Below are 26839 nucleotides of genomic sequence, written 5' to 3'. Positions count from 1 at the left end.
GCATGGCTTCACCCCCGCTGGGCTCCAGGAATCACCTGCCAGTTGGTATTCGTTGCCCACAGCCCCCAGATCGCCATGGCGCGCAGGTAGTGGCAGGCACGGAAGGTGTTCACTGCCGTGATCGCTTCCGGCGTGCGGAACTGCAGCCCGCCTGAATACACCTGATTCACAACCGCTGAACAAATCGCCTGCGCTGTTTGCGATTCGCCCATCAGCTGGAAATAGCTGGCGATGCCGAAATTGATGCCGGTCCACACCTCCAGCGGATGGGTGCCGTTGGGATCCAGTGGAGTGCCATCGCGGCGCAAGCCATTAGCCACACCCAGCGTGCCCTCCTCAAACCTGTCAAAACAGGCTTCCTTCACCGCCTTGAGCGTGCTGCGGCTGTTGGCCTCACTCACCACAGGCTCCAGACCGAGCAGGCGGGCATAGAAATCACCACAGAGCTGATCGGCCATCACCACCGGCGTGCCGCTCTCGGCATCGATGTCATAAAACTCGCCGTTCCAGAGCAGCTTGTCGAAATTGCCGCGCGATTGCTCCAGCCAGGCGCCGAACTGATGCTGCTCAGCGGCCGTGTCCAATCCGGTTTTGAGCTGCAGCGTCTGAGCAATGGCCAGCGCGGCCTCCAGCGCTGCGATCCAGAGCGCACCGCAGTAGGCGCTCACACCCATCAAGGGCCAGTCATCGAAGGTCTGATCCGGCGCTCCGCCGTTGTCGGGCAAACCATCGTTATTCACATCAAAGGTTTTCAGGTAGCGCAGCGCCTCAACAGCCGCGGGCCAGCACTCAGCCAGAAAACCCAGGTCTTTGCCGCTGGGGGCCAGCTGGTAGGTGCGCCACACCTGAAGCACGAAATCACTGCCGAGATCTTTCCAGAGGTTGCAGTCCTGATAAGCGGTGTAGTTAGTGGCATCCCAGGGCTGCTCATTGGGCGCACCCAGATCATGCGGCGTTGCGCCCTTCACCTTGCGATCGGCTTCCACACGGCCCTTGCCCTGGGTGAAATACCAGCCGATCGGCCTTTGGGTGGCATCCGCCGCAGGGATCGCACGGGCAAAACTGCGAAGAACCGATTTATCCAGCTCAGGCCACAGCTGCAGCAGGGCAAAGGAGCCATACAGGCGCACATCGAGGCTTTCGTACCAGGCGTAGTCGAGGCACTCGAGCACGCCGAAGCGACCGTGGGGATCCTCCGCTGATGCCGCACTCCAGAGACTACCGCCGCTGCAGAGGTCGTAGAGCTCATTGAACAGTGCCATGCGCAACGGCTCCGGCAGTTCACTGCGCTGCAACACCGGCTGCTGCCAGGCGTCGATCTGCTCTCTCCACTGTTTCCAGTCGCGCAGTGCTTCGGCCGCAATCGCCGCGGCCTGGTTGCCAGCAGCGCCAAAGAAATCGGTGTAACGACGCAGAGCTTGCGTGCCGGTGGCAAAGGCCGTCATCGGCAAATCCCAGCTGATCACCACAGGGATCTCGATGCACTCCCCAGGAGCCAACTGACAGCGCACCGCCAGTGCAGCACTGAGCGGGTCATCAGCGCTGCTGTGACGGTCATTGTTGCTGTTGGCAATCGAGCCATCAGCGCTGAAGCTGTTCCACAGCTCACTGCCGTCGCCCGCAGGATTCCAGCGGCTGCAACGCTGAATGCTCACGCCAGGCTGTTCGCGGGTGGCAATGCACCACTGCCCCTCACCCTCGGCAATCGGAGCGGAGACGTTGCCCTCAAGCAGCACGCCCTGAAGCTCGCCGTCATCCACATAACGGTTGCACTGACCCTCGGTGCGGCCGATCGCCGGGGCGTAGTTGTGCTCCGGGCTGCCGTCATCGCGAAAATGCACCTCTGCGGAGGCATCGGTGTTGGTGAACCAGCCGCAGCTGTTGCGCCAGCTCAACAGCAGCGAGAGATCGAGCGGCTTTTTGGTGGGATTGCGCAAGGTCCACACGAACACCGCCACCGGGTAGCTCGTGCGCTGGTAGTCGCCGGGAAGAATCGGGCTGAAAGCCTCACAACGCACATCGGCGTCATAGACACCCTCATAGTGGGTCCAGCTGAGCGGATAACGAGCGGCGTAGGTTCCCGTTCTGCGCTCCCGCGTGCTGGCGGGATACCAGTCCCAGGCCTGCAGTGGCTCGGTTGCCCCTGGCTCGGATGCCTCTGGCCTGGAGGCATCGGCATCCGGCTTCACCGCCAGGGCATGGGCACGCTTGTTGCTGCCATTGCTCTCGAACAGGGCGAACTGACAGTCAGGCAGCACACCGAACCAGTGCTCACCACCATCGAGGTGCCAGAGATTGAACGCGCCATCGGGAGCACGGCCGATACATCCAGACCCGAAGCCACCCAACGGCATGCCGTGGTTGGGGCCGTCATCAAGATTGCTGGCATAACGAACCGTATAGGGGTTATCCCAATCCAGTCCGAACGGCCTGCTCCAGCTGGCTTGCGGCACACTCCAGGCTTCAGGACGGGGACTGCGACGCAGCAGCGAACGCAAAGCAGTCAGTCCAAGCGGGGCCATGGAGAGGCGGAAATTCGACCCAGCCTGCCAGACCTCAACCGTCTGTGCCCGTCACCCGACTAAATCGGCTCAGAACTCCCTGGAGGGCAGAACCTGTTCTGCGTCCAGCAGGGCATCCAGTGCCACAGCGGTGCGCACCAGTGATTGATAGTGCTGCAGCACCCGTCGGTTGCGGTCCAACCAGCGCGCCGCTTCCGATGCGCCCTCAACAGCACCGGAGCTGGTGAATCCGGAGGGAGCATCAGCATCCATCAGCGCCAGATCCTCCTGGCGCGCGATCAGCGCAAGCAACAGCTCATGCAGTCTTTGCCGGCGCTCAGCCTGTGCATCATTCCCAGCCACGTCCACACCGGTTGCGTTCAAAGTCTTCCCTCAGGTCGCGGTAGTTACGGGTCTGCCGCGCGAGCAGTTCACTGGCTTGCTCAGCCTGAGCCTTGTTGTCTCCGGTCTGTTGCGAAGCCGCGATCAACATCCGATTGCGAGCCATGGAGGCACCGAGTGTGTTCATCAGTCGTTGAATCAGGCTGCAATCCTCAAGACCCCGGGCGGGAGGGGTTGCAGCCAGCGACAACAGCAACGCAACAACAACGGAGCGGAGCACAATCAAAGGACGGTTAACAGCGTCAAGGTAACTCCTGCAAGCCGAACTGATCCCGATCAGGCAGAACCACGGTCTGTTGATCGATTCATGGTCATGGTGACGCAATGGAGGAGTGCAATCCTCCGCGACCCCCTACACCCATGCACAGCTTGTTTCGCTGCAGGGTGCTGACGGGCCTCACGGTCTTGCTCGGCAGCCTCAGCGCATCCGCAGCGGTGGCCCAGGAGCTCTACACCCTGGATACCACCTGTCGCAGCGGAGGGAAAACCCACTCCTGCAAAGTCGTGGCATCCAATGTCGACGACACCACTGAATACGTCCACACATTTGGCTCAAATATCGTCAGCTATCGCGTGATCGACGATCCCTATGTACGCATTGAAGGTCGTGCCAGCGAGACGAAACCGTGGGTCTCGGTGAAGAACGCCACCATCGATTTCCAGAAAGAGGAGCTCTGTTTCAACAGCGAAGCCTTCTGCGTGAAAAACCCCACTTACCTCGCCGACGTTCTGGTTGGCAGCGGTGATGCCATGCAGGGTCGCACCAAGGCTGGAATGGTTTTCGCTGCCAATGGCCGTGTGGATGTGGCGTGTTTCGACAACGGCTGTACTCGACTCAAGGAGGCCATCAGAAAATGACAATCCATACTCGCCAAGCACCCAGCCGTCGTCTCGCCGGATTACTGGGCCTGGTTCTGACGCTGCAGCCGGCGGCAGGCCTTGCAGCCATCGGCACCGAATCAGCAGCCACCACCGGCTCCAGCGAGGAGATTCAGCTGGCCCAACGCCGCGGCGGTGGCGGTGGCGGATCACGCGGCAGCTCCAGAAGCAGAAGCAGTTCCCGTGGCTCTCGCAGCAGCTCCAGAAGCAGTTCACGCGGCTCTCGCAGCAGCTCGAGAAGCGGAGGGCGCACCGGCTTCAGCAACTACAGCGGCAGTCGCTCGGGTAGCCGTTCGAGCAATCGCGCGAGCACACGCAGTAATCGTTCGAGCACGCGCAGCAATCGCCAGGGCAGCAGGCAAAGCACCCGCTCCTCGCGTCAGGGGCAGGCACGCACCAATACGGCCAACCGCCAGAGCAACCGCCAGGGCAACAGGAGCAACCGCCAGAACCAGGTGCGCAACAACAGCTCCAACCGCCAGAACAATCGCAACGATCGCTTCAACACGCGCCAGAACAATCGCAACGATCGCTTCAACACCCGCGCAGACAATCGGCGTAAGGCGATCAACAACTGGGATCGTTACGGCCGCGGCTGGTACAGCGGCAACAACTGGTACAACAACCGCCCCTGGAACAGCGGTTGGTACGGTGGCTCCTACTGGAACAACTGGGGTTGGTATCCCGGTAGGGCAGCAGCCTGGGGCGTTGCAAGCCTGGCAACCTTCGGTGTGATCAACAGCCTGGTCAACACTGCCCAGAGCAACGAGGTCAGTTACATCGTAGTGCCCGATTCGGAGTACTCGCTCTACTACCCCAGCGTCACCGCCACCGGTGACACGGTAACCTTCGAAGCCGACGACGGCGGTTCCACCGCGAGGTTCTATGCCGATTGCCGGCAGGGAACCCTCAATGGAGGCACACCAGGCAGCAGCAACGAAGCCCAGCTGCTCAATGCTGCCTGTCAGGTGGCGTTTGGTCAGTAGGTCTGATCAGCAGTAGAGGCGTCTGCAGGGGGCAAAAGCTCCTGCAGACGCCTTTCGGCCTGAATCTCCAGCATCACCTTGTCAGGGCTGTAGGTTCGCGCCCGTTCAGCCCTGGCTTTGATGGCGTCACGCGCCTGGTTCCAACCATCAATGGAAAGTTCCCGATAGATCCTTTCAACCGCGGCCAAGGGTGAGCTGATCAAATCATCAAACTCCACCTCCACAAGCTGACCTGCAGGAATCATTGGGCGCGCTGATTCGAAGGCTTCCAGCAGCAAGCGGTGCGCCATCGCCGTTTCCTCCACCTGCCGGTACTGATCAGGAGCCGGCTGCAACCCAACCAGATCCGCCAGTTTCTGCTTCACCAGTGTCAGCGAGCGCACTGCATCGGCAGGCTCGCGTTTCATCAAGACAAAACGCGCCCGAGGGAACAGATCCAGCAGTAAGGGAACCCGTGCTGAATGGGCCGGATTCTTGATCAACAGGTGGCGCTTCCCTTCTCCATCGTGGGCCCAGGTGATCCGGGTGAAGTGGAGCAGCTGTTGTCGAAAATGGCGTGTGGTTGACAGCGTGCAGCGATGAAAATGTCTGAGATAGTCCTGCGGAAAAGCCACTCCTGCCATGTGGGAATCAACCGTGAGGCGAGCCAGACCGATTTCGTCTTCCTGTGGGTCGCAGGCACTCCACGGCACCGCATCAATTGGACGTGTTGCGGTCATCACAGGGCCAAGAACGTGCCCGATCAGCGGCTTCAGCACAAGAGCCGCCTGGGGAGCCACTGTGAGAACGTTTCTGGCCGTGGCTGCGCCAGGATCCGCGCTCATCAACTGGTGCAGATAGGTCGTGCCGCTTCTCCAGTGACCGATCACAATGACCGGGTCATCGGGCAACTCCAGTCGGCTCAGAGCCCGGCCCCACAACAGGGACTGAAGCCAGGCGAACGGCTGCAGCACCAAACCACCCAGACCGAGCTGCAGTCCGCACAACAGCCTGTCTGGCCTAGGCCTGGTTATCGCCAAAGCCGAAACCAGAGTGAAAGGAGTAATACATCCACCGGCAATTTGCCGATCGACGCAGCGCTGCATTGGTCTCCTGCACGCGATTAATTATTTAGGCTAGCCGAAAGAAAAACACATATGGTGGTCGTCGATCTTGACGTCCTGTGACCACTTCCATTGCCAGATCTGGAATAAGCCCCCAGCTGTCAGTGGCTGGTGAGTCGCAGCAATGTATCAACGCGGTTTTTCAGTCCGCCACTGAACTCAAACATCTCTTCAGTCTGATCGGCAAGTCCTTCGATGCTGTTCAGCTCAGCCACGGGCGCTTGCGAGGGAACTTCAAAGTCGCCAATCTCGGCAACATTGTGCTGCTTGAGCTGCAGACCAACCAGCACTTGCTGCTGAATGGAGAGAGGGGGCCCGACTGCATGAGTTTCTGCCTCGAAGCATCAGGCAGAGCTGATGAATGTCGATTGTTTAACATCCCAATCGCACCATTCTCCCTCAACGGCTTTCGTCAGGGGCAAATTGAATCTCATTTTCAACTCTCAGCAAACACCACAACATTTCTGGCGATTTTGTCAACAAGACGCTTCAATGCATTTTTAAGTCATTGCGATTCAGAGCACATTATAGAGAAGCTTCAAAGCAACAACGCCTTGCAAATTGACCCCTCACTGCATGCAGATTTTCGCAAAAAATTCCAATACTTGCTCGAGTGCCAACCTCGCACGCCTCAACAACGCAGACAAATAACCAATCACTTGTATACTGCATTTTTGAATGCTATTACCGAAAAATCAAAACCAAAATACTTAACTTTTTCCCCATCACCCCGGCAAAAACTTGCCAAGGAATTTGTGGATTGGGGATTTAAAAACGCTGATCAGAACTTCAATCTCGATCAAATCAGCGAATCTCTGTTTGCCTCAAGGCGCACATTGATCCAGGGAACCAAAGAATCATTCAACATGGGGCCGATGGAGATGATGAAGAGGGTGCGGCTTGAACAGGTGAATTGGATTCTCCGAACACCGGAAGCAAGGTTGGAAAAAAATTTCAGAACGATTTCCGAAATTGCCCAGTTCTACGGCTTTCAGAGTCGGGGTCATTTTGCCAAGGCTTATCAGCAGGCTTTCGAAGAAAGTCCAAGTGAGACCTGGTTGAAGTCAGCAAGTTAGTAGCAATTGTTTCAGATCCCCTTTGTGCACATTTTCAATCCGGATCAAGTGCTCTGACAGAGAGAATGGCTATTAACGAAGGGTTGGTCCTACCACCAAAACCCTCACATTCATGACAACAAGCCAACAAGTCGACGGGTCGATCCTGCCCTTCCCCGCCAAACCGTCGGGGAGCAAGGCTGGCACGACGATGCAGGACTCGACGTACAGCCCACTCCCCGATCCCAGGTACCTTCCAGACGATGCACCCAACATTCTTGTGGTGCTGATCGACGACGCCGGTCCAGCAATGCCGGAATGCCTCGGCGGTGAGATCCACACGCCCACGCTTCAGGCGGTCAAAGACGGTGGCGTTGGCTTCAATCGCTTCCACACCACAGCGATGTGTTCTCCGACACGCTCTTCGTTGATGACCGGTCGCAACCACACCTTCGTGGGTAACGGCCAGATCTGTGAATTAGCCAACGACTGGGATGGTTACTCAGGCCGGATTCCTGAAAGCTGTGCCCTGCAGGCCGACGTTCTGCGCAACTATGGCTACGCCACCGGAGCATGGGGCAAGTGGCACAACACACCTTCGACGGAAACCACGGCTGCAGGTCCTTTCGAAAACTGGCCAACCGGACTCGGCTTTGAATACTTCTACGGCTTCCTCGCCGGCGAATGCTCCCAGTACGAGCCCCATCTGGTGCGCAACACAACAGTCGTATTGCCTCCGAAACAAGAGGGCAAGGAATACCACGTCAGTGAAGATCTGGCCGATGACGCCATCACCTGGCTGCAGACCCACAAAGCTCTCCGCCCGGACGCACCCTTCTACATGTACTGGGCATCCGGCGCCCTGCATGGTCCTCACCATGTGAACAAGGAGTGGGCTGATAAGTACAAGGGCAAGTTCGACGAGGGTTGGGATGCCTATCGCGAGAAGGCTTTCAAAAATGCCAAAGCCAAAGGCTGGATTCCCGAGAACGCCCAGCTCACGCCACGCCACCCCCGCTTAGCAGCTTGGGATTCCATCCCCGATCATCAGAAACCCTTCCAGTCGCGCTTGATGGAAGTGCTGGCTGGCTTTGCCGAACACACGGATCATCAGGTTGGTCGCATCCTTTCCGAGATTGAACGACTCGGATATGAGGAAAACACCCTGGTTGTCTACATCTGGGGAGACAACGGATCCTCCGGTGAAGGTCAGGATGGCACCATCTCAGAGCTGCTTGCTCAGAACTCCGTGGCCACGGAGATCGATGAGCACATCAAGGTGCTCGACGACCTGGGAGGTCTCGATGCCCTTGGCTCCGATCTGGTCGACAACATGTACCACGCAGGCTGGGCCTGGGCGGGGAGCACGCCTTATCAAGGCATGAAATTGATGGGGTCTTACTTCGGTGGCACCCGTAACCCCATGATGGTCAAATGGCCCAAGGGCATCAAGCCGGATCCCAAGCCTCGTGCTCAGTTCCACCACTGCAACGATCTGGTGCCAACGATCTACGAGCTGGTGGGAATCACGCCACCCAAAATGGTGAACGGTGTCACGCAGGATCCCATTCACGGCACCAGCTTTGCCTACGCCTTCAATGCACCAGATGCACCGGGTGAACTGAAGACCCAGTTCTTCGACATCTTTGGATCACGGTCCATCTATCACGAAGGCTGGATGGCTGGCGCCGTTGGTCCTCGCCTGCCCTGGGTGAAAGGCGTCGACCCCGACATCCTCACCTGGTCGCCGAACACTGACGAGTGGGAGCTTTACAACCTCGAGGAGGACTGGAGCCAGGCCAATAACCTCGCAGATCAGCATCCCGAGAAGCTGCAGGCGATGAAGAATCAGTTCCTGGTGGAATCGGCCAAATACAAGAATCTTCCCATCGGAGGAGGACTCTGGACCGTCATCTTCCACCCGGAACTGAAGGTTGCACCCGATGCCAAGTCCTGGGAACTTCCAGGCAACATCACCAGAATTCCAGAGCCCTGCGCACCTCGGCTTGGTTGCCTCAACAACAAAGTTGTGCTCGACCTTGAGATTCCAGAAAATGGAACTGGTGTGCTCTACGAATTCGGTGCCAATTCAGGTGGTCTCACCCTGTACATGGATCAGGGAGTGCTCATCTATGAGTACAACCTGTTCATCATTGAACGCACCAAGCTGCGCTCCAGCCAGCCGCTGCCAACCGGTCGCCACAAACTGGAGATCATCACCCAGCACACCGACGACAATCCAAGGGGCGCCATTTCCATCAAGGCATCCCTCAATGGCACACAGGTGATCGACGGCATTGTGCCCCGAGTGGCTGCGTTGCTGTTCACCGCCAACGATTGTCTTGATGTCGGTCAGTCACTGGGCTCGGCGGTTTCCATGGACTACCGCAAGCGTGCTCCGTTCAAGTTCAACGGCACCATCCATCAGATGAACGTGGACTACACCGACTGAGACAGCCAGTCACGATCGCTCAAACGATCAACAACGGCAGCAAGCAGACTTCATCACGGAGTCTGCTCTTTTTCTTTGAGCTCCAGGCTCAAAAAGTAATTCAGAAATGTACGCACCAGTGCCACTGCACCCAGCTGAATCAATGCCGATGCTTCACGGCTGATGGTGGTCTGCACCACATCGGCGCCAAGCTGAAACTCCAGAGCCAGAGCCACCCATCCACCGAAGGTCAGGCGTGCTGCGGTCAGCGGTCCCCGCTGCATGAGATGCGGTGGAATCGCCCGCAGGCGCAGCGGCCCACCGCGACTGAATACCGCAACCAGGCCAACCGCAACAGAGAGCACCGAAAGGCACTCAAGAATCAAGCGCAATCCGTTTGCTGAATGTGTCAGCAGATGTTCAGCCCATTCCATCAATCCTCGAATGCAGAGATCCGATGATTGTGAATGGAGGCTTAGAGAATGGCCAGGCTTCGAACTTCCAGACACTGCAATTGAGCACGATCGGGAGCTTTCAGGGGTGACTAAATCAGCAGCGATTTCTACCCTGTCTGCAGTGGTCAGGCCTTCCACTTCGGATGAGCAATCCCAATACGGAACTGGCCAAAACGCGTAATCGAGCTGCAGCGGAACGCACAACCCTGGCTTGGATCCGAACGGCCCTTGCCTTGATCAGTTTCGGATTCGGTCTCGACAAAATCATCAGCGCCATCCGGGTCGCTGGCGGCGACGCCGACTCCAGTAACGACATGGGTCTGCAACTGATGTCGATGGGATTCATCGGCATCGGGATCTTCACGCTGCTGATCGCCATGCGTCAGCACAAACGCGAACTGATCAGGCTCCGTAACGACCCCTATCTCTACCGCGAAGAGCCATCGCTTTCGATTGCGGCCGCATCAGCTGTGCTGGTGATCGGAGTGATGGCCTTTGGGCTGTTGCTGGCCGGATTCATCTGAGCCCCACTCCATTGTCAGCTCACCACCGAATTTTTTCATGTTCCGATGTCACTCCTGATTTCACTGGCCCTGTTTTTCATCATGGTGTCGCTGGGCCTCAATCTGCCCAACCTCGAGTTTGGGGTGCTGCGACACAGACCGGCACTTGTTGTTCGCGTTTTGCTGGCGACCTGCGTCGCCATGCCGCTTGCCGCACTGCTGTTGCTGCGAACTCCGATCGGCCAGAGCCTTCCTGCCTCCATTGCCACTGCAGTGATGCTGATGGCAATCTGTCCCAGCGCTCCAATGATTGCTCTGAAGAGCAGAAAACTGGCGCAAAACCCCGAACTGGCAACCAGACTGCAGTTCTGGTCAGCCACTGCCGCCATCATCAGCGTGCCGCTGTGGGTCAGTCAGCTACCGGTGGAAGCCGGGGAAACCATCTGGAGCGTTGCCGCCAAAGACGTTGCCTATCAGGTCTTCACCGTGCAGCTGATTCCGCTGCTGGTCGGCGTGTCGTTGCGGCGTTGGTGTACGGAGTGGGCTGAACGCTGGAATCCGGTCATTCAGAAAGGCGCGAGCATCCTGCTTCTTGTGCTGCTGGCCCTGATCCTGATCGTGGCCCTGCCGAAGGTGACGCCGATGCTGATGGCCAATCTCAGGGGTGCGCTGGTGATGTTCATCCTCACCTGGATCGGCCTGGGGCTTGGATTCGTCGTCGCCGGCGATGACAGCGAGGAACGCAGCACTCTGCCGCTGGTGCTGTCCATGCGCAATCCAGGCCTTGCACTGCTCATCATTGAAGGCATGGCTCCTGATGCGATCGACCTCAAAGCCGCCGTGGTTGGCTATGTGGTCGTGACGGCGATCGGGTCTGCTCCGTTTATGAAATGGCGCCAGGCCAATCCATCCCTGAATGCAATCACAGGAGAGAGCTAAACCGAGTCAATGGAGAACCCATCAGATCCGAGGCAGCTGCTGAAACAGAACCCTCGCAAGGGGTCCGATATGGCTTCCTTGCTGCTGGGAGCTGGGCTTGGTTACGCCATCAATATGCACTTACCGCTGCTCGCGGACGTCACGATCAGCTGCATCTTCCTGATTCTGCTGAGCCGATTGCGCAATCGTCTCAAAACACCAGCGCAGTGGTGGGGAAGCATCGGGCTCTGCTCTGGAAGTTACCTGGGAACGGCATCCGCGATGGTGAAGCAGATGCAACTGGCCGGCGAAACTGCAGCCGCCTATTCACCCTGGGAACGACTGGCTCTGGTGGTGATTCTGGGAATCACAGGTGTTCTGGCGGGGCGCCACATCGGCATCGATCCCGATGCTGTGGAAGGCCGCTCGATCGGCGACCTGCTCAAGTCACTCAGCGGAACATTCACCGGTGTCTTCGGAGTTTTGGTCTCCATCGCTTTTGTGTTCAACGGACTGGAGGAAGCAAGAGCACTCTCCAGTCGTCTCACCACAACACTCACGATCATCATTCTCGGTCTGGTGGGTCCTGGCTGGATCAGCCATCGATTGAAAACCTACCAACGCAATCAACCGCATTAATCCGTTCAGAAGCCCACAAAAAAATGGTGATGCCGCTTTGAAGAGCAACATCACCATCCAACAGTGAGCAACTCAGATCAATCAGCCCTGCTTGGCATCAGTCTCCTTGGGGTAGATCTCAAGGGTGACCTTGTCAATCTGTCCGCCATAGGCGCTGTAACGACGCGGACCAATGGTCTTGACCGTAACCGCCGAGCCACGGTCAAGACCAACATCAGCACCTTCATCAATCGAGAATCGTGAAGCAACGGTCTGATCAATGCGACCAACGGCAACCACCTGATCGTTGATCTTCATCCGCACATCGGCACCTTTGCCTGGACCGCCACCGTCGTAATCAATCTCAAAACGAAGTTGTGATTGGCCGACTGGCAATGGCTGGTTACTGGTGAAGGTGTACAACTTACCCATATAATTGTAGGTGTAAGCAGGCACATTGTTCTCCACGTAGAGAGACCAGCCACCAAATCGACCGCCCTGGGAGAAGATCACTCCGTTCTCTTTCTCACCAGGTTTCACATCCAACTGAGCCGTGATGCTGCTGGACGTGTTCTTCACGTTGAGGATCGAATCCTCGACCATATTCCAGGAATAGGGATACAAATCCATCGATGTCCGATCACCTAACAATGTGGGGCGACCGGCAACAGAAGGGACAAGACGCTCGAGAAGACGATCATCCAGCGGTAACACCTGATTTTCAACGGCCTCCTCCATGAACTTCTTCTTCATGGCCACAAGACGTTCCGGCTCCTGATCGGCAAGATCATTCGAGAGGCTGAAATCCTTGGTGGTGTCATACAGCTCCCAACCAGAGTCGTCTGCAACCGGATTCATTCTTTCCGGCGCCATCCAGGGATACATCACTGTTGTCCGCGCCATCCAGCCGTTGTGGTAGATGCCACGGTTGCCGATAATCTCAAAATACTGGGTATTGTGCTTTTCTTTGGCATCTGGATTGTCAAAGGTATAGATCAGACTGGTCCCCTGCATGGGAATCTGGGGAACGCCATTGATTGTCTTGGGCATCGGCAGATTGGCCGCCTCAAGAATGGTTGGAGCCACATCATTCACATGCGAGAACTGTGTGCGTAGACCGCCACCTTGCTTGATGCGTTTCGGCCAATGAATCACCGTGCCGTTACGTGTTCCGCCGAAATCACCGGCCACTTGCTTGGAGAGAGCAAAGGGTGAATTGAAGGCGATCGCCCAGCCCATGTGATACATGGGATAAGTGGTAGGCCCTCCCCACTCCTCAAGCTTGGCCTCCTGTTCGTCAGGCGTTTCTTGAACGCCATTGAGGTAGTGATTCCAATTCCACTGACCAGTTCGATCCCCTTCGGGACTTGCACCATTATCACCAGTGATATAGATCACCAGCGTGTTATCAAGCTCGCCAAGATCGTCGATCGCCTGAACCAACCGGCCAGCCTCATAATCTGAATACTCGGTGAAGGCAGCAAAAACCTCGGCCTGACGTGCATAGATCTTTCGCTGTTGTGGCGTAAGGCTGTCCCATTTCGGAATACTGTCTGGCGCCTCAGCCATCTGAGTGCCTTCAGGAACCACGCCGGCCTTGATCTGATTCTGAAGATTCCGCTCTCGCAGAACATCCCAGCCTTCGTCGAACTTGCCTTTGTATTTAGCAATCCATTCCTTGCTCACATGGTGAGGGGAGTGGGAACCGGCAGATGAGTAATAGATAAAGAACGGTTTGTCAGGTTTGATCGCTTTCTGCTGCCGCATCCAACCGATCGCCTGATCGGTCATGTCTGCAGTGAAGTGATACCCCTCTTTCTTCGGTGCATCCACAACGGTGACACCATCGTGGATCGTTGGATCCCACATGTTGTCTTCCGCGCCAACAAAGCCGTAGAACTTCTCGAATCCCTGCCGTGTTGGCCAACGGGTCTGAGGGCCGGCTGCCGTGGTCTCCCGACCCGGCGTTTCATGCCACTTGCCGAAGGCCGCCGTGTTGTAGCCATTGAGCCTCAGAATCTCTGCAACCGGCTGGGCATAGTCCGGCACCACGGTGGAATTTCCCGCGTAACCGGTTGCGATCTCTGGGATCGAGCCCATATTCACCTTGTGGTGATTGCGGCCGGATTTCAAAGCCGCCCTGGTCGGCGCACAGAGGGCTGTGGTGTGGAATTTGTTGTAGCGCAGTCCATTATCAGCCAGCTTTTCCGCCGTCGGCATGTTCACCGCACCACCAAAGGCGGAGGGTGATGCAAAGCCCACATCATCGAGAAGGATGATCACCACATTGGGGGCATCGGCAGGTGCCGTCACCTCCCACTGCGGAGGCAATGGAACCTCTGAAGGGAGAGCCTTGGTGACCTTTTCAGGCTTTGGCTCGGCAATCGGCAAATTGGTGCGATCCAGGCTTCCGCTTAAGGCCTGCTTTTGATCCGTACAGGAGGTGGAAAGGCCAGAGAGCAACAGCAATCCACTACCCACAGCGAGATGGCGGATCAGTTTGGACACGTTGACTTGATCAAGCATGCTGATAACGCGAATGAAGAAGTGAACAGGCGAACAAGTCAATGAATGACTCGCCTTCAACTCAACGGACACAGCCGGTTGGAGGAACCTCTAAGGAGGCGCGAATCACAAAAGTCACATAGCGATAGAGACAACACCCTCTGCTAGCTGCAGTAGCGAATGGTGAACCACTGACAACGCAGAACTGCACAATCGGTACCAGCTCACCGGTCCATGAGTCGGCGCAGGTCTAACTTTCCGAATGATTGTTGATTGAGGCTGATGCCTTGACCACTCGCTCCACGCTCTACCGCCTCTCCAGTGCCATTGAACTGATCACTGGCATCACGCTGCTGTTGCTTCCGTCTCTGGTGGTGCCTTTGCTGTTCAACGCAGCATCCTCTGCAGCCGCTGAAGCACTCATGCAGCTCTACGGCCTGGCGCTAATCGGACTTGGCGTGGCCTGCTGGGAATCTCCCTGTGCATTACCAGCAAAACGTGGACTGCTGGTTTACAACTGCAGCGCCGCAGTGTTTCTGATCATTCTTGGCTCTCAGGAGCTATCGGGCGGGGCGGCCGTCTGGGCCGGTGCCCTCATTCACCTGGTGCTCGGCGCACTGATGATTCGCGATCAGACCAGCCATGCCTCAGGCTGAATCGGCTGCACAACGGAACCCCATGTGACAGGTTGCCGTATCGGTGGTCTGCCCCATCAAAGCCGCCGGCCTGAAGCGGTGGCAGTAATTCTCAGCGCAGAGAAAGGATCCACCCTTGATGATGCGGCGTTCCTGTTCACCTTTGGCAACAGGGAACACAGTGGAGGTCCACTCCCACACATTCCCGCACATATCAACCAATCCGTAGCCGTTCGGGGGGAAGCTTCCCACCGGAGATGTCCAGAACCAGCCATCGACCTGTTCATTCGACCAGGGGAACATGCCTTGCCAGACATTGGCCAGCCACTGACCATCAGGCGTCATATCCTCACCCCAGGAGTAGTCCTGCTGCACCAGGCCACCTCTGGCCGCCACCTCCCATTCTTCGGCGGTCGGCAGGCGTTTACCAATCCACTGGGCATAGGCAAGCGCATCCTCGTAGGCCAGATGAACCACAGGGTGATCCATCAAATCGTCAATGCCGGACTGCGGCCCCTGAGGATGTCTCCAGTCAGCGCCTTCAATCAAGGCCCACCACGACATGGGTTGATTGCGATCAACGGATGCCGGAGGCGGAATGAAAACTGCGGATTCAGGCTTCTGCTGATCGGGTGGAAGATTCGGATACAGAACAGGATCGGGTGGCTTCTCCGACACCGTGAGATATCCGGTCTCAGAGACAAAACGAGCGAATTCAGCGTTTGTGATCGGCGCTTGATCGATCGCAAATGATTTGATTTCAACAGAGCGCACAGGCGCTTCCTCCGGATAGAAGGAATCAGATCCGAGCGAGTATTCACCTGCGGGAATCGTGATCATCTGATCGCGTTGGTCAGTCATATCAATCGATTAATAAACAGAGGATATTCAAAAGAAGAGCCTTCGACGTTGAGGATCACGAACTGTGATCAGTTTGAAAACATTGAACATAAAAATAAACCCATTGAAGCCATTAAGGCTTCGATGGGTTGCTTGATTCAACTGAATTTCACTTCGGCAGTGATTCAACCACCGGTGGGGAACAGGAACTGCGCCTGAAGCCTGAATGTCCAGTCACCGGTCAGGGTCTGGCCAGCAATTTCAGGCTTGACAACGTTGTAATAAGCGCTGAGAGAGGTGTTGATCGGCTGTGTCCCCAGCGTGAAGACACGTCCTACGCCCGCACCGATGGGTACTGTCCATCCCTTGTTGTCTTCATTCATCCAGTTTGCGGTGATGATCGGCGCACTGGTGAGATACCAACCCTTCGGCAAGTTGTAGTTCAGGAATGGTTGAATCAACATCTTGTTGACGTCTTTTTTTCCTCCTCCGGCGAACGACCAGACGTTATTGATCAGACCACCTGTCACAACCTTGCCTTTGCTGTAGACGATCACTCCCGTAGGCCCTGCACTCCAGCGACCGGAAGCAAGCCGGTTATCGGTCGCAGAAGGGATCACCAGTGTCGGACCAAGGCCTATGGTCCAGTTCCCCTTCATGGTGGGCACGAAGAAGACAGAGGGGTTGATGTCCCCAAGCGCCTGAATGTTGGTTCCACGAGCCCAAGGCTGGGAGATGAGAGGAACAATCGTTCGCGTCACCAGGGTCAGGCCTTCGCTCACCTTGAAGGGAACGACGGGCTGAATGTTGACAACATTCTGCGTCTGATTGCGCTTGAAATTGGTGTAACGCGTTGGCTGATCAGGATCCGCTGAGGGAATGGCAACGTTGGGTGCCCATTGAGAATTAGGAGTGCTGTTCCACTGAATGGGCAGGCTGATCAAACTGGCGATCGGGTTCTGTGCCGCCTTGGCCAGTTCAGCATCTTCCTGGGCGGGGGATTCACCGGGAGTGACTGTGACCGGTTGGTTGTCCGTGCCGGGCTCCTGAGAACCTGATTGAGCCTGAGCGACTTCAAGTTCGCTCAAGACCAGCGGTGTGAAATCAAAGTCGACCGCTTCATCGACCAGAAAACCTGATTGATCTCGCGCCTCAGCAGTCGAGGGGATCAGAAGGGCCGCGAAGCTCATCAGCCCGACAAAGCGGAGGCTTGCACGGAAAATTGATCCCATCAATCTGAAACAAAAACAGGCGATCTTTAATCCCTTTCATCAACAAGGCCAAGGCTGCGCCGAAAAAGTCCGCACGATCGGGATCAGATCGAGCTGCACGACTTCGGCCATGCCACTACGGTTCGCCCAATCTCCATTTTTCCTGTGGTTCGGTATTTGCCTCTCGCATTCCTCACACCGCTGAGCGTCCTTTGCGTCGAGGCCGTCGCACATCCTCAGGGTGAAGCTGCAGAAGTTCACATCAACGACTCCGGTGTGTCTGAGCTGATTGAACACGGCAACAGAGCCGAAGTCAGCGCTGACGATGCTTCGGCCAATCAAGTTGAAGATGAGCTTCCGGCTGTGAGCATCAGCGATGAAAGCAATTCTGAGGGTTCGATGGCTATGGAACCCCTGGTTCTGAGTCAGTCAAATGACAGCGCTTCCGAAAGCGCTGACGATGAAGAGGATGAGGAAGATGAATGGCGCTTTTATCTTGACCTCTATGCATTTGCACCACTGTCAACCGACACAACTACTCAACTCAATGGCGGAGATCCTATTAATGCGAATTCATCCCTGGCGGATGTCTTTGCTACGACTAGAGCAGGACTGACCTTTAAAGCTTCTGCTGAATATGGGCGATTCGGTATTTATTCAGGAGTCAACTATGGCGCCGCCTATCAATCAGAAACCGTCGCCAAATGGAAATCAACCAATCGCGTCCGTAACGCACTTGGTTTCTCGTCTGATCGGATCAGGGTTGATACAAAGAACAAAATTGATGCCACCGTCGAGACCAGTCAGTTCATCTACGACCTGGCTGTTCGCTACCGGGCAGGCGACATCCAGAAACCAAAAATGGAAAAAGGCAGTGCCAGTTTCGTGGGTTTCGTAGGCGCCCGATTCATTGATGGCTGGATGACCACAACGATCGATGTGGAAAGAAAAACCAAACTTTCCGCAGACGGACGCTTCCTCAACAGGGAAGAGACCAGGAAATTTGAAAAATCAGCCAGTGGAACATGGGCAAACACCTGGGTGCAGCCTCTGATCGGCATGCTTGCCACCTACGCACTCAGCGAAGACTGGCAGGCCTTTGCCTATCTCGATGCCGGTGGTTTCGGGCTGGCCGGCGAACGTGATCTGACAGGCACAGCACAGGCAGGAATCGCTTATGCCCTGGGCAACTCTGCCCAAGCATCACTGTCCTACAAGTATTTCGGACTCGACTATGCCGGTGGATCAGGGAATGGGTACACCTCCAGGCAGAGCGGCATCAATTTCGGCCTGCGCTGGCTGTTCGATTGATCAAGGCTGTTGATCGTTCAGGGCTTTTGATCGGTCAAGGCTGTTAACTCATTAACAACCCTGCAATGATTGGTGATTTCAGTGGTTGAGGCTCGCTGCCACAGCCACTGCGGTCTTGGACCCGCTGGAAATCGCTCCTTCGATGAAGCCGCGCCAGCCTTCACCGTGGTCACCGGAGGCGAAGTACAGATTGCTGTCGTGCTTCGGTAGTTCATCCGCGAACCGAACAAAAGTGCCTGGTCGATAGGTGCACCAACTCCCCTGGGAGAGAGCGTCATCGCCCCAGTCGTGCCCGAATGTGGAAAGCAGCCGAATCCCGGGCACAAACTCCTCAAGAACCGGTTGCCAGTATTCAACGGGTTTCTCAAGTGCGCCTGGTTCCAGACTGAAACCGGCCAACACCGAACGCTGCTCACCGCGTTGATAGGTGAAGCTGCCGATCAGCGCAGAGTCGGTTGATCTTGACAGGGTCATCACCGCACCTGGATCACCCTCCACTTCGAAAAAGACCTTGGCTCCACCGCCCACATGCTTGAGCTTGGAGGCCTCCACTTTCACTGGCTTCAGCGGTGGATCGAACTCCACACTGTGCAGCACATTGAGCGGCACGGTGACCACGGCGCGCTTGGCGGTCAGCTGCTCACCAGTGGTCGTCGTGACGGAAACACCATCGGCCGTCTGCTGAACAGACGCCACAGTGGTGTCGAGCATCACATCAAAACCACCATCACTGACCATCGCCTGCAGCAGAGCGCCGGTGCCACGCTTGAGCTTGTAGCGGGCTGCAGAGTCGTTGAACAGTGAATAGTTCCAGCCTGTGAGCGACCAGCAACGCATCATCTCCAGATAGGAGGCGTTCTCGGGCTGATTCATCGACAGAATCTCCAGAAAGCCGCCAATACTGGTGCGCTGCAATGGGGTGAGATCCAGGGAAGCGAGACGATCGGCCACACTCAGGGAATCGCGTTGCTCAATCGCGGGCCAGTTGTAATGGGAGTCGTAGGGGCGCTCCCACACCTGTTGAGCTTCAGCGAAGAACTGCTCAAAACCAGACACAAACTCAACGAGTTGATCCTCACGCAACTCCTGAACCTGCCCATCCACTTTGATCGCCACCCGCTCAGCGACACAGCCGGGGGTTTCCTGAATCTCGAGGCCGTAGCGTTCCTTTTCGGCCCACACAAAGGGCTGAGTCCAGTGAATCCAAGTGCCACCAAGCTCCACATGGAATCCATTGCGATCGGTGCTCCAGGTGCGACCACCCAAACGATCGCGCGCCTCAAGCACCAGCACCTTGAATCCACGCTTCTGCAGATCCCGGGCAGCGGTGACGCCGGCAAAGCCGCCACCGATCACCACAACATCAACGGTTTTCATCGTTTTCATCCAACAATCAGAACAGGGTTCTGACTGAATCCCCTCGGGCGATAGGCATTCACCCGAAAGCATTCAGTTCAGAGTGTGAACAGGAAAGCAGCTCAGACCTTTTCGATGTCGCCGAGTTTCCAGGTGCGATCAAACCACTCCTGCCCAGGGCCGTAGAGACGGAAAATGCCGAACCATCCCTTGCCAGGAACGGTCTTCACCCAGTTGGCCTCCATCCCAGCCGGTGCTTCCGGGCCGAAATAGAGGTCAATGCTGCCATCGGCGTTCTTGACCATATCGGTGTTGCGCTTGTTGTTCTTGCTGGGATAGGGCATGTCGCCGCTCTGCAGCATCGAACGGGTCTGCGGGTCATAGACCACAAATGACCAGAATTTCTGTGCTGGCGGATTTGCCGGAATATTCAGTTTGTAGGTGTTGGAACCATTGAGATAGGCGCCACTGCCGTCCCTTGAACTGAAGGCGTACTGGGACCCCACACCCGGAATTTCCAGAGCCATGGCCGGTGTATTCACCGTCGCCAGGTAGAAGAACAACGTGCGGCCATCCATGTCACGACCACCATTGCCCTGATTCACCAGGTACTCATGACTGCCCCCGGGGAAGCCGGTTTGCCAGTAACCCGCCTTGCCGGGGTAGATGAAGTTCTTGGGATCCTGAGGCCCGAACAGAATCGAACGGGCCGTGGCGTTGCCGATGGCAACAGCTTCAGTCAGCAGTGCCTTCTGCTCCGGTGAAGGATTGAAGGGCTTGCCTTTCTCAATCCCGATCGACGATGCCATTCCCAGCAGCTCAGGCGAGAACAGATCGGAAGGCTCGCGTTGAATCACCTCATCAAGTTCCTCGAAGAACTTGAAGTTGTTGGCATGAATCGTGTTGGTCTCCCAGTCTGTGAGGTTCTTGAAGTTGTTGGCTGGTGGATTGGCGCGCTGTGAGTAGGGATAGACCTTCAAACCACCCTTGAAGGCATTTCTAGCCGTGTCAGTTTTGCCCTGATCGTCGAGGAAACCACGCAGGATCAACCAGTTGATCTTGCTCGGTGTATTGGCAACGAAATAGCCATCGGTGTTGGAGGGAGCAGTCTGCCCAGGTCCGATGATCAGATATTTACCTCCCTGACCTTTGTCGGGCCCGGGGCCACCCATATCCACCACAAAGCGGAAAAAGGCATCGTTGACCGTACCGGGGCCCGTGCCAGCAGGAACCTCAACCACAACCGGACCATTGGAGAGATCCAGGAAGGCAGTAGCGTAGACGGTGTCGGTATTGCCGGTCAGCCAGAGTGATTTGGAACTCATCAGCTCTTCAAACAAGCCGATATCCAGGTTCTCCCGCATGCCGTAGCCATCACGGTGCCCCACGTAGAGCATCTCGAGTGATGCCGCCGGCATGAAGTTCAGGAAGGTCTGCACACCGCGGCCAAGATCCACCTGGCGGCGGGCTTTGACCATGGTGTCGTCATCGGGGAAACCATCGAAATACTTGAATGTGCCGATCCGGGTCTTCACCCTGTCGGGTGTCAGCACATCTTCAGGAATGGTGGTGTTGTAACCCTTGGGGCGCACATCAGCGGCCTGCAATGCTGAACCACTGACAGCGAGAAACAACGCGGAAAGGAGAACAGAAGGGAAGCGGGTGAAAACAGTCATGGCTGAGAATGAATCGTGGTGTTGATGGGTTCAGGTCTCAACCGAGAGGCTGAATGTCGTTGAGCTGCCAGGTCTTGTCGAACCATGGCTCCAGCGGCCCGTAGAAGCGGAAAATTCCAAACCATCCCTTACCGGGAACGGTCTGGATCCAGTTGGCTTCCTTGCCCTGCGGTGCAGTCGGCCCGAAATAGAGATCGATGCTGCCATTGGCGTTCACCACCATGTCTTGATTGCGCTTGCTGTTTTTGCTGGGCAGCAATTGACCGGTCTGCAACTCGGAGCGCGTTTGAGGGTCGTAGACCACCATCGACCAGAAATCCTTGGCGGGCACGTTGGCATCCACTGTGAACTTGTAGTTCTTGCTGCCATCGAGGTAGACACCGTTGGCATCGGTGGCCACAACGCCGTACTGAGACCCTGCTCCGACCATCTTCAACACCATGGCCGGCGTGTTGACGGTGTAACCCCAGAAAAAGTTGCTTCTGGCATCAAGATTGCGGCCACCTCTGCCGCCATCCACGAGCCATTCATGGCTTCCACCGGCAAATGGACTGAACCACTGCTTGTCGTCGTAGAAGTAGACGTCGCGATTACGAGGCTTACCCATATCGGAGCGCACGTAGGCGACTCCCACCTGAACAGCTTCTTCCAGGATCTCCCTGTCCCGAGCACTGGGATTGAAGGGTTTGCCTTTCTCCAGACCGATCGCCGAAGCGAGACCGAGCAGTTCAGGGTCAAACAGATCGAGTGGCTCCCGCTGAATCACGGTGTTCAACTCTTCAAAAAAGTGATAATTATTGGCATGCACCGTGTTGAAAACGCGATCACCTCCCTGCACAAAGGTCATTGCCGGAGGATTGTCTTTCATTGAGAGGGGATAGAGACGCACCCCGTTCTCATAGTTGGCAATGGCCTGGTCAGGCTTGCCTTGATCATCCAGAAACGCTCGCATGATCAACCAGTTGGAGTAACTGGGTGAGCGAAACACGAAATATCCTTCGGTGTTTGAGGGCTCTGCGTCGTCAGGGCCGAGGATCAGATACTTGCCGCCTTTGCCCCGATCCGGACCGGGAGCACCCGTATCGGCCACAAATCGGAAATAGGCATCGTTGATCGTGCCCGGGCCCAGCCCTGCAGGGATTTCGATCACCATCGGACCCGTGTCCTTCAGATTGAAGAAGGCAGAGCCATACACCGTGTCGGTGTTTCCGGTCAGGAACAGAGGGTTGGAATTCAAAGGGGCCATCAACATGACCTTTGTGTAGTCGTCGACCCCTTGCTGAGCATGCCCAACGCGCATCATCTCGATGCTGGCGGCCGGCATCAGCGTGAGAAACGTTTCATAGGCGCGAATGAATTTGAGGTAATCAAAACTGGCATCAACCGTGTCGGCATCCGGCATGCCGTCGAAAAAGCGGAATGTGCCAGCGCTCGTATCAACCCGGTCAGGAGTCAACAGCTCCGCAGGAATCGGGGTGGTGTAGCCCTTGGGCACAGATTCTGAGGAGCTCATGGTGTTCTGCGCCAATACCGGAGCACAGAGGCTGGTCGCCATCGCTGAAGCGAATAAAACAGCGGAGGACCTTTTGCGCAAAGTGCTCGTAAACCCTTTCATTGACTGCGGTATCAAGCGTTCTTTTTTTGTTTAAAGAAAATAGAGTCGAGCGACTGCGCGGAAAAAAGAATTTCGCCCAAACGGGACCAGCCGCATCGCCACTGCATTGCGATTGACCTGTTAAAAACCATAAAAAACGTGCTGATCTTGCCAGCACGCGCTTCAGTCCAATGATTGTTTTCAGCACAAGAAAGACTTACCTCATCCAGAATTCCGTCTGACTCGGCGAAGAACTTGGCCGCAAGGGCACGAGAGAACGTTCATTGGGCCGGCTTGAATTGAGGGGGAGTCCATGAACCATCAAAATATGCCTTCGTTGGCGAATAAATACGAATCGCCGCATTCCAGCCGGGATAAATATCAAGATAATTATCCTGATTTTTATCGCCACCCAGATGAATCACATAGTCACCCTGCTCATTTTTTTTGGCAAAAGCGCTGTTGATATTATAACTTTCACCAACGGCAAATCCATCCCGATCGTAAACAGTGACCGACCAGAATGCTCGGGGGTCAATCGGAACATCCGTGAGCGTCAATGTCTGCGGCTCTGTTGAATCGACAACCCTGGGAAATGGATAAACAGCGCCTTCCTTGGGAAGACCGCCCCAGCCAATGGCCACCCCGAAGTTGCGCATCTCGGAACTGATTTGCCCTTTTTTGCCAAAAGCCATTTCCGACGTAATCCCCTCCGGTTGACGTCGCGCGTTGTAGTCAGCGCGCAAGGCCAGGATTTGCTTCATGTCGTACTTGTTGCCGACCACAAAGGTTCCTTTGGCGTTCTGCTGGAGCTTGATCTGGTCCTGCACAGCTGCCGCCTGCTTGAGATCCTCAGGATCCTGCATGTTCACCTGTGTTCGCACGAAGGCAAACACATAGCGACTACCCATGGAGTCTTTGGTGAGGGTGTATCGCCCAGGCTTGTCGGTGACCAGAGGGATCCAGTGTTCATCATCGACCACCTGGAGAATCTGATAACGATTGGTGTTGGGCAACACCACAGTGGCCGGATTGTTGAGATCCAGCACTGCGAAGGAATACAGCGTGTCGAAATTCGGGCGCAGAATGGAACGCTCTTTGGGGTCCATGGCGGTCCTCTGGTGGAGGAAGACACCCATGCCATCACTACAGGTTCCTTTGGCGATCTTGCGAACGTAGTCAGCGAGGATCACCTCCGTTTCTGCAAAGGCATAATTGGCCTTCGACACTGGGGTCACCGCCGTGGCGGTCTGTTCAATCCCCGCTGCAGGGCAGTCCTGAGCATTGGAAGCCAACCTGAGGCTGTCTGCTCGTCCGCTGAGACCCGACAAGGCAGCGCACCCGATTGCTGAAACGAACAGACAGGACACTCCCAGACGAAATGGTTTGCTCACAGCCAACGTTCAGGTACTAAGCAGCTCCTAGCAATGCGGCTCAGACACTGCAATACAGGCCGCGACCTGAAAACTCAAAGAATGGAGCGATGAACTTTCCGATACACGATTCAGCAGAAACCGGAAACCAGCAACATCAGCCAACCACGCACATCAACCAAAACTGTGGCAGAAATGCCCTCTGGGACACTTGAAACGGCTGGATCAATCCAACGAAAACTCTTTCACGAGACTGAGCAGATCTCGCATATCTCTTTCCGATAATCGGCAGACATTTTCAACCCACTGTTCCATCATGTCTTGAATTTCCTGTCCCTGGAAATCATCACTGAAGGTGGAATGCGCTTGTTTCAACATCGCGCCGATATCCTTATGCGGCAACCACCAGTGGACGCTGGAGATTCGATCGACCCGTCCCGAGGTCATTCATGATCATTCGTGTAAATTTATCGTATGCAGTTTTAGCATGCGTACATACATGAATGCGTCAAAAGCGAGTAGTGATTGATGCCAACAGTGATGACACTGTTAACGAAGCGCTCCACGTCTAGTGATCATCGGTTGACCACACAACTCTTCTTCAATAATTCCGTGAAGTCCACTCACACCGCAGGAGTCTGGCGACAAGCGATCAGTTGACAGCAATCAACTCATCAACAATCAAGCACTGTTGGCAGCAGATTCCGTTGTTCCCAGCAGCTCAGCCAGGCGCGTTGAGCCCCTTGCAAAATTCATTGCACCAGCCATCGTCATCGAAATTGGCTGAAAAGCTCGAATCCAACGATCACTCGCTTCATATTCTTCATCGCGACATTCAGATAGAAATTGAATTAATCTGAGATCCATTGCCGTAATAAATCTCCGGAAATAATGCAGGCAACTCTCAGCGAACCCTGATCAATTGTTGCTGCGCAGAAGCCCAAAATGTATCCGAATGAAGTGATTGAGTATTAGTTTCCCAAAACCATAAAAACCGCGTCAATGCCCCGATCAATCTGCCCCGTTCAATCGATCTCATCTCCGGTTCTGGGCATCACCGTGACAACAGCAGGATCAGACCATCAGGTGTGCTGAACTGAGCTGAGCAGGCCCGCAGCCTTCGGTGCCAGAGGGAGAACGAGACAATGATTGACGTGATCGGCACCGATGCCGGAGCTCCTGACTCGCTTTCTGAAGCTCTCCAGACTGTGCTGCAACAAGCCGAACTGATCGCTGCACCGCAACGCATGCGGCCGGCACTCAGGCAATGGCTGCAAGATCACCGCAGCTCGGCCAGCTGCATCAACAGTGACGATCCAATCGCTCTCTGCCAGAGCCTGACAGTTCTGAGCCCTGAGCAGAACACCGTGGTTCTGGCCAGCGGCGATCCTCTCTGGTTCGGCATCGGCCGGATTCTGGTTGAACGCCTGGGAACACAACGCCTGCGCTTTCATCCAGGCCCTTCATCACTGCAACTTGCTTTTGCACGACTGGGGAGACCCTGGCAAAACGCTGAATGGATCAGCCTTCACGGACGGGATTGCGCACCACTGACGCAACGACTGCAACAACGCCCCTCAGCCCTGGCCGTGCTCACAGACCCCAGTCGCGGCGGCGTTGATGATGTGCGACGGATCCTCAGCAGCAGCGGACTTGAGGCCACCTATGCACTCTGGCTGTTCGAGGCTCTGGGCCACAGCGATGAGCGCGTCCAGTGCCTCAGCCAGGCAGATCCCACTCCTCCGGATCTCAACCCTTTGCACCTTGTCGTGTTGCTGGCGGTGCCTCCGGCCGACCCCAGCCCTGAAAGCTTGCCTCTGTTTGGACTGGACGATGGCCTGTATCTGCAACACCGGGACCGTCCAGGCCTGATGACCAAGCGGGAAGTGAGAATCCAGCTGTTAGCTGATCTGCAGCTGCCGCGACAGGGAGTGCTCTGGGACCTGGGCGCCGGAACCGGCAGTGTGGGGCTGGAAGCCTTAAGGCTGCGACCGCAGTTGCAGCTGTTTGCCGTGGAGCAGCGCAGTGGCGGCGGCACGCTGATCGAGGCCAATGCCAGACGGCTTGGTGTGCAGCCAGCCGCCGTGATCGAAGCCGATGCACTGACTGCTCTTGGGCAGATGCCGAGACCCGATCGCGTGTTTCTGGGTGGAGGTGGTCGACAGAGAGCCCAGTTGCTGCAGGCTGTGATCGATTGCATGAACCCTGGTGGGGTGGTGGTGATCGCCATGGCCAACGTTGAAGCACTGGCGGAGTTGCGGCCACTGCTTACCAACGCCGGATGGTCGATCCAGATCAGTCAGCAGCAGGCTTGTCGGGGTCAACCTCTGGCCGACGGCACACGACTGGCACCGATGAACCCTGTGATGATTCTCAGCGGCAGCAAAGCGAAAGGCTGACCTGCAGAATCAAGGCCGTTCCAATCCCGAACAATGCCGGTCCAGAAGGAGAAGCAGGTATCGCCCCTGCGGATGAAAATCACACTGC

General features: G+C 56.1%; 23 protein-coding genes. 10 read left to right on the top strand and 13 right to left on the bottom strand.

Annotation, left to right across the window (positions count from 1 at the left end; genetic code table 11):
* Positions 1-8: 8 nt before the first annotated feature.
* From SIB73_RS01230 to SIB73_RS01220, 3 genes are all read right to left on the bottom strand, one after another.
* Positions 9-2522 carry a GH116 family glycosyl hydrolase gene (locus SIB73_RS01230; protein ID WP_413403587.1) on the bottom strand — a complete coding sequence of 838 codons (2514 nt, stop codon included), beginning with the start codon at positions 2520-2522 and terminating at the stop codon, positions 9-11.
* Positions 2523-2591: 69 nt separating this feature from the next.
* Complete coding sequence (locus SIB73_RS01225; protein WP_413439676.1) at positions 2592-2885, bottom strand: hypothetical protein; 294 nt, start codon at positions 2883-2885, stop codon at positions 2592-2594.
* Positions 2851-3123, bottom strand: a complete 273-nt coding sequence (locus SIB73_RS01220) for a hypothetical protein (RefSeq protein ID WP_413403589.1) — start codon at positions 3121-3123, stop codon at positions 2851-2853. The genes SIB73_RS01225 and SIB73_RS01220 overlap by 35 nt, the downstream gene beginning before the upstream one ends.
* A 140-nt stretch (positions 3124-3263) precedes the next feature.
* Between SIB73_RS01220 and SIB73_RS01215 the strand changes: the two genes are divergently transcribed.
* Positions 3264-3761 carry a hypothetical protein gene (locus tag SIB73_RS01215; protein ID WP_413403590.1) on the top strand — a complete coding sequence of 166 codons (498 nt, stop codon included), beginning with the start codon at positions 3264-3266 and terminating at the stop codon, positions 3759-3761.
* The gene (locus SIB73_RS01210) at positions 3758-4768 is read left to right on the top strand and encodes a hypothetical protein (protein ID WP_413403591.1); all 1011 of its coding nucleotides are present in this window, start codon (positions 3758-3760) and stop codon (positions 4766-4768) included. The genes SIB73_RS01215 and SIB73_RS01210 overlap by 4 nt, the downstream gene beginning before the upstream one ends.
* On the opposite strand, the gene SIB73_RS01205 is transcribed toward SIB73_RS01210, so the two are convergent.
* Positions 4762-5787, bottom strand: a complete 1026-nt coding sequence (locus tag SIB73_RS01205; RefSeq protein ID WP_413439675.1) for a sulfotransferase family protein — start codon at positions 5785-5787, stop codon at positions 4762-4764. The genes SIB73_RS01210 and SIB73_RS01205 overlap by 7 nt on opposite strands.
* Positions 5788-5930: 143 nt before the next feature.
* Here SIB73_RS01205 and SIB73_RS01200 point away from each other — a divergent pair, with 143 nt between their 5' ends.
* Positions 5931-6947 carry a helix-turn-helix transcriptional regulator gene (locus SIB73_RS01200; protein WP_413403593.1) on the top strand — a complete coding sequence of 339 codons (1017 nt, stop codon included), beginning with the start codon at positions 5931-5933 and terminating at the stop codon, positions 6945-6947.
* Positions 6948-7059: 112 nt separating this feature from the next.
* Positions 7060-9378 (top strand): sulfatase-like hydrolase/transferase, encoded by a 2319-nt coding sequence (locus tag SIB73_RS01195; RefSeq protein WP_413403594.1) that lies wholly within the window; start codon positions 7060-7062, stop codon positions 9376-9378.
* A 53-nt stretch (positions 9379-9431) separates the two neighbouring features.
* Here SIB73_RS01195 and SIB73_RS01190 read toward each other — a convergent pair whose 3' ends face one another.
* Complete coding sequence (locus SIB73_RS01190) at positions 9432-9791, bottom strand: DUF1622 domain-containing protein (protein ID WP_413403595.1); 360 nt, start codon at positions 9789-9791, stop codon at positions 9432-9434.
* A 164-nt stretch (positions 9792-9955) separates the two neighbouring features.
* Between SIB73_RS01190 and SIB73_RS01185 the strand changes: the two genes are divergently transcribed.
* Genes SIB73_RS01185 through SIB73_RS01175 form a run of 3 tightly spaced genes read left to right on the top strand, consistent with a single transcriptional unit; the run spans position 9956 to position 11872 of the window.
* Positions 9956-10336 (top strand): YidH family protein, encoded by a 381-nt coding sequence (locus SIB73_RS01185; protein WP_413403596.1) that lies wholly within the window; start codon positions 9956-9958, stop codon positions 10334-10336.
* A gap of 45 nt (positions 10337-10381) precedes the next feature.
* Positions 10382-11254: a bile acid:sodium symporter family protein gene (locus SIB73_RS01180; protein WP_413403597.1), complete on the top strand. Its 873-nt coding sequence runs from the start codon at positions 10382-10384 to the stop codon at positions 11252-11254.
* Between the two features lie 9 nt (positions 11255-11263).
* Positions 11264-11872 carry a hypothetical protein gene (locus SIB73_RS01175; RefSeq protein ID WP_413403598.1) on the top strand — a complete coding sequence of 203 codons (609 nt, stop codon included), beginning with the start codon at positions 11264-11266 and terminating at the stop codon, positions 11870-11872.
* 81 nt (positions 11873-11953) lie between these two features.
* Here SIB73_RS01175 and SIB73_RS01170 read toward each other — a convergent pair whose 3' ends face one another.
* The gene (locus SIB73_RS01170) at positions 11954-14359 is read right to left on the bottom strand and encodes an arylsulfatase (protein ID WP_413403599.1); all 2406 of its coding nucleotides are present in this window, start codon (positions 14357-14359) and stop codon (positions 11954-11956) included.
* A gap of 284 nt (positions 14360-14643) precedes the next feature.
* Between SIB73_RS01170 and SIB73_RS01165 the strand changes: the two genes are divergently transcribed.
* Positions 14644-15012 carry a hypothetical protein gene (locus SIB73_RS01165; protein WP_413403600.1) on the top strand — a complete coding sequence of 123 codons (369 nt, stop codon included), beginning with the start codon at positions 14644-14646 and terminating at the stop codon, positions 15010-15012.
* Here SIB73_RS01165 and SIB73_RS01160 read toward each other — a convergent pair.
* Both SIB73_RS01160 and SIB73_RS01155 read right to left on the bottom strand, forming a co-directional pair.
* Complete coding sequence (locus SIB73_RS01160; protein WP_413439674.1) at positions 15004-15831, bottom strand: formylglycine-generating enzyme family protein; 828 nt, start codon at positions 15829-15831, stop codon at positions 15004-15006. The two genes, SIB73_RS01165 and SIB73_RS01160, sit on opposite strands and share 9 nt — an antisense overlap.
* Positions 15832-16016: 185 nt before the next feature.
* Entirely contained in the window at positions 16017-17063 is a 1047-nt protein-coding gene (locus SIB73_RS01155) for a neuromedin U (RefSeq protein ID WP_413439673.1), read from the bottom strand.
* 156 nt (positions 17064-17219) lie between these two features.
* On the opposite strand from SIB73_RS01155, the gene SIB73_RS01150 reads away from it, so the two are divergent.
* Positions 17220-18353, top strand: coding sequence for a hypothetical protein (locus SIB73_RS01150; RefSeq protein ID WP_413403604.1), 1134 nt, complete (start codon positions 17220-17222; stop codon positions 18351-18353).
* Positions 18354-18431: 78 nt separating this feature from the next.
* Here the strand turns inward: SIB73_RS01150 and SIB73_RS01145 are convergent, their stop codons facing one another.
* From SIB73_RS01145 to SIB73_RS01125, 5 genes are all read right to left on the bottom strand, one after another.
* The gene (locus SIB73_RS01145) at positions 18432-19739 is read right to left on the bottom strand and encodes a flavin monoamine oxidase family protein (protein ID WP_413403605.1); all 1308 of its coding nucleotides are present in this window, start codon (positions 19737-19739) and stop codon (positions 18432-18434) included.
* Between the two features lie 92 nt (positions 19740-19831).
* Positions 19832-21385: a DUF1254 domain-containing protein gene (locus SIB73_RS01140; RefSeq protein WP_413403606.1), complete on the bottom strand. Its 1554-nt coding sequence runs from the start codon at positions 21383-21385 to the stop codon at positions 19832-19834.
* Positions 21386-21422: 37 nt separating this feature from the next.
* The gene (locus tag SIB73_RS01135; RefSeq protein WP_413439672.1) at positions 21423-22898 is read right to left on the bottom strand and encodes a DUF1254 domain-containing protein; all 1476 of its coding nucleotides are present in this window, start codon (positions 22896-22898) and stop codon (positions 21423-21425) included.
* Between the two features lie 362 nt (positions 22899-23260).
* Positions 23261-24310, bottom strand: a complete 1050-nt coding sequence (locus tag SIB73_RS01130; protein WP_413439780.1) for a DUF1254 domain-containing protein — start codon at positions 24308-24310, stop codon at positions 23261-23263.
* 267 nt (positions 24311-24577) lie between these two features.
* On the bottom strand, positions 24578-24799 hold the full coding sequence (locus SIB73_RS01125) for a hypothetical protein (protein WP_413403609.1): 222 nt from the start codon (positions 24797-24799) through the stop codon (positions 24578-24580).
* Positions 24800-25497: 698 nt separating this feature from the next.
* Between SIB73_RS01125 and cbiE the strand changes: the two genes are divergently transcribed.
* Entirely contained in the window at positions 25498-26751 is a 1254-nt protein-coding gene (cbiE, locus tag SIB73_RS01120; RefSeq protein ID WP_413403610.1) for a precorrin-6y C5,15-methyltransferase (decarboxylating) subunit CbiE, read from the top strand.
* The last annotated feature ends 88 nt before the right edge of the window (positions 26752-26839 follow it).

It is taken from the genome of Synechococcus sp. MIT S9509 (assembly GCF_047303035.1).
Taxonomy (GTDB): domain Bacteria; phylum Cyanobacteriota; class Cyanobacteriia; order PCC-6307; family Cyanobiaceae; genus Synechococcus_C.
This window is presented reverse-complemented; position numbering and strand designations above follow the sequence as displayed.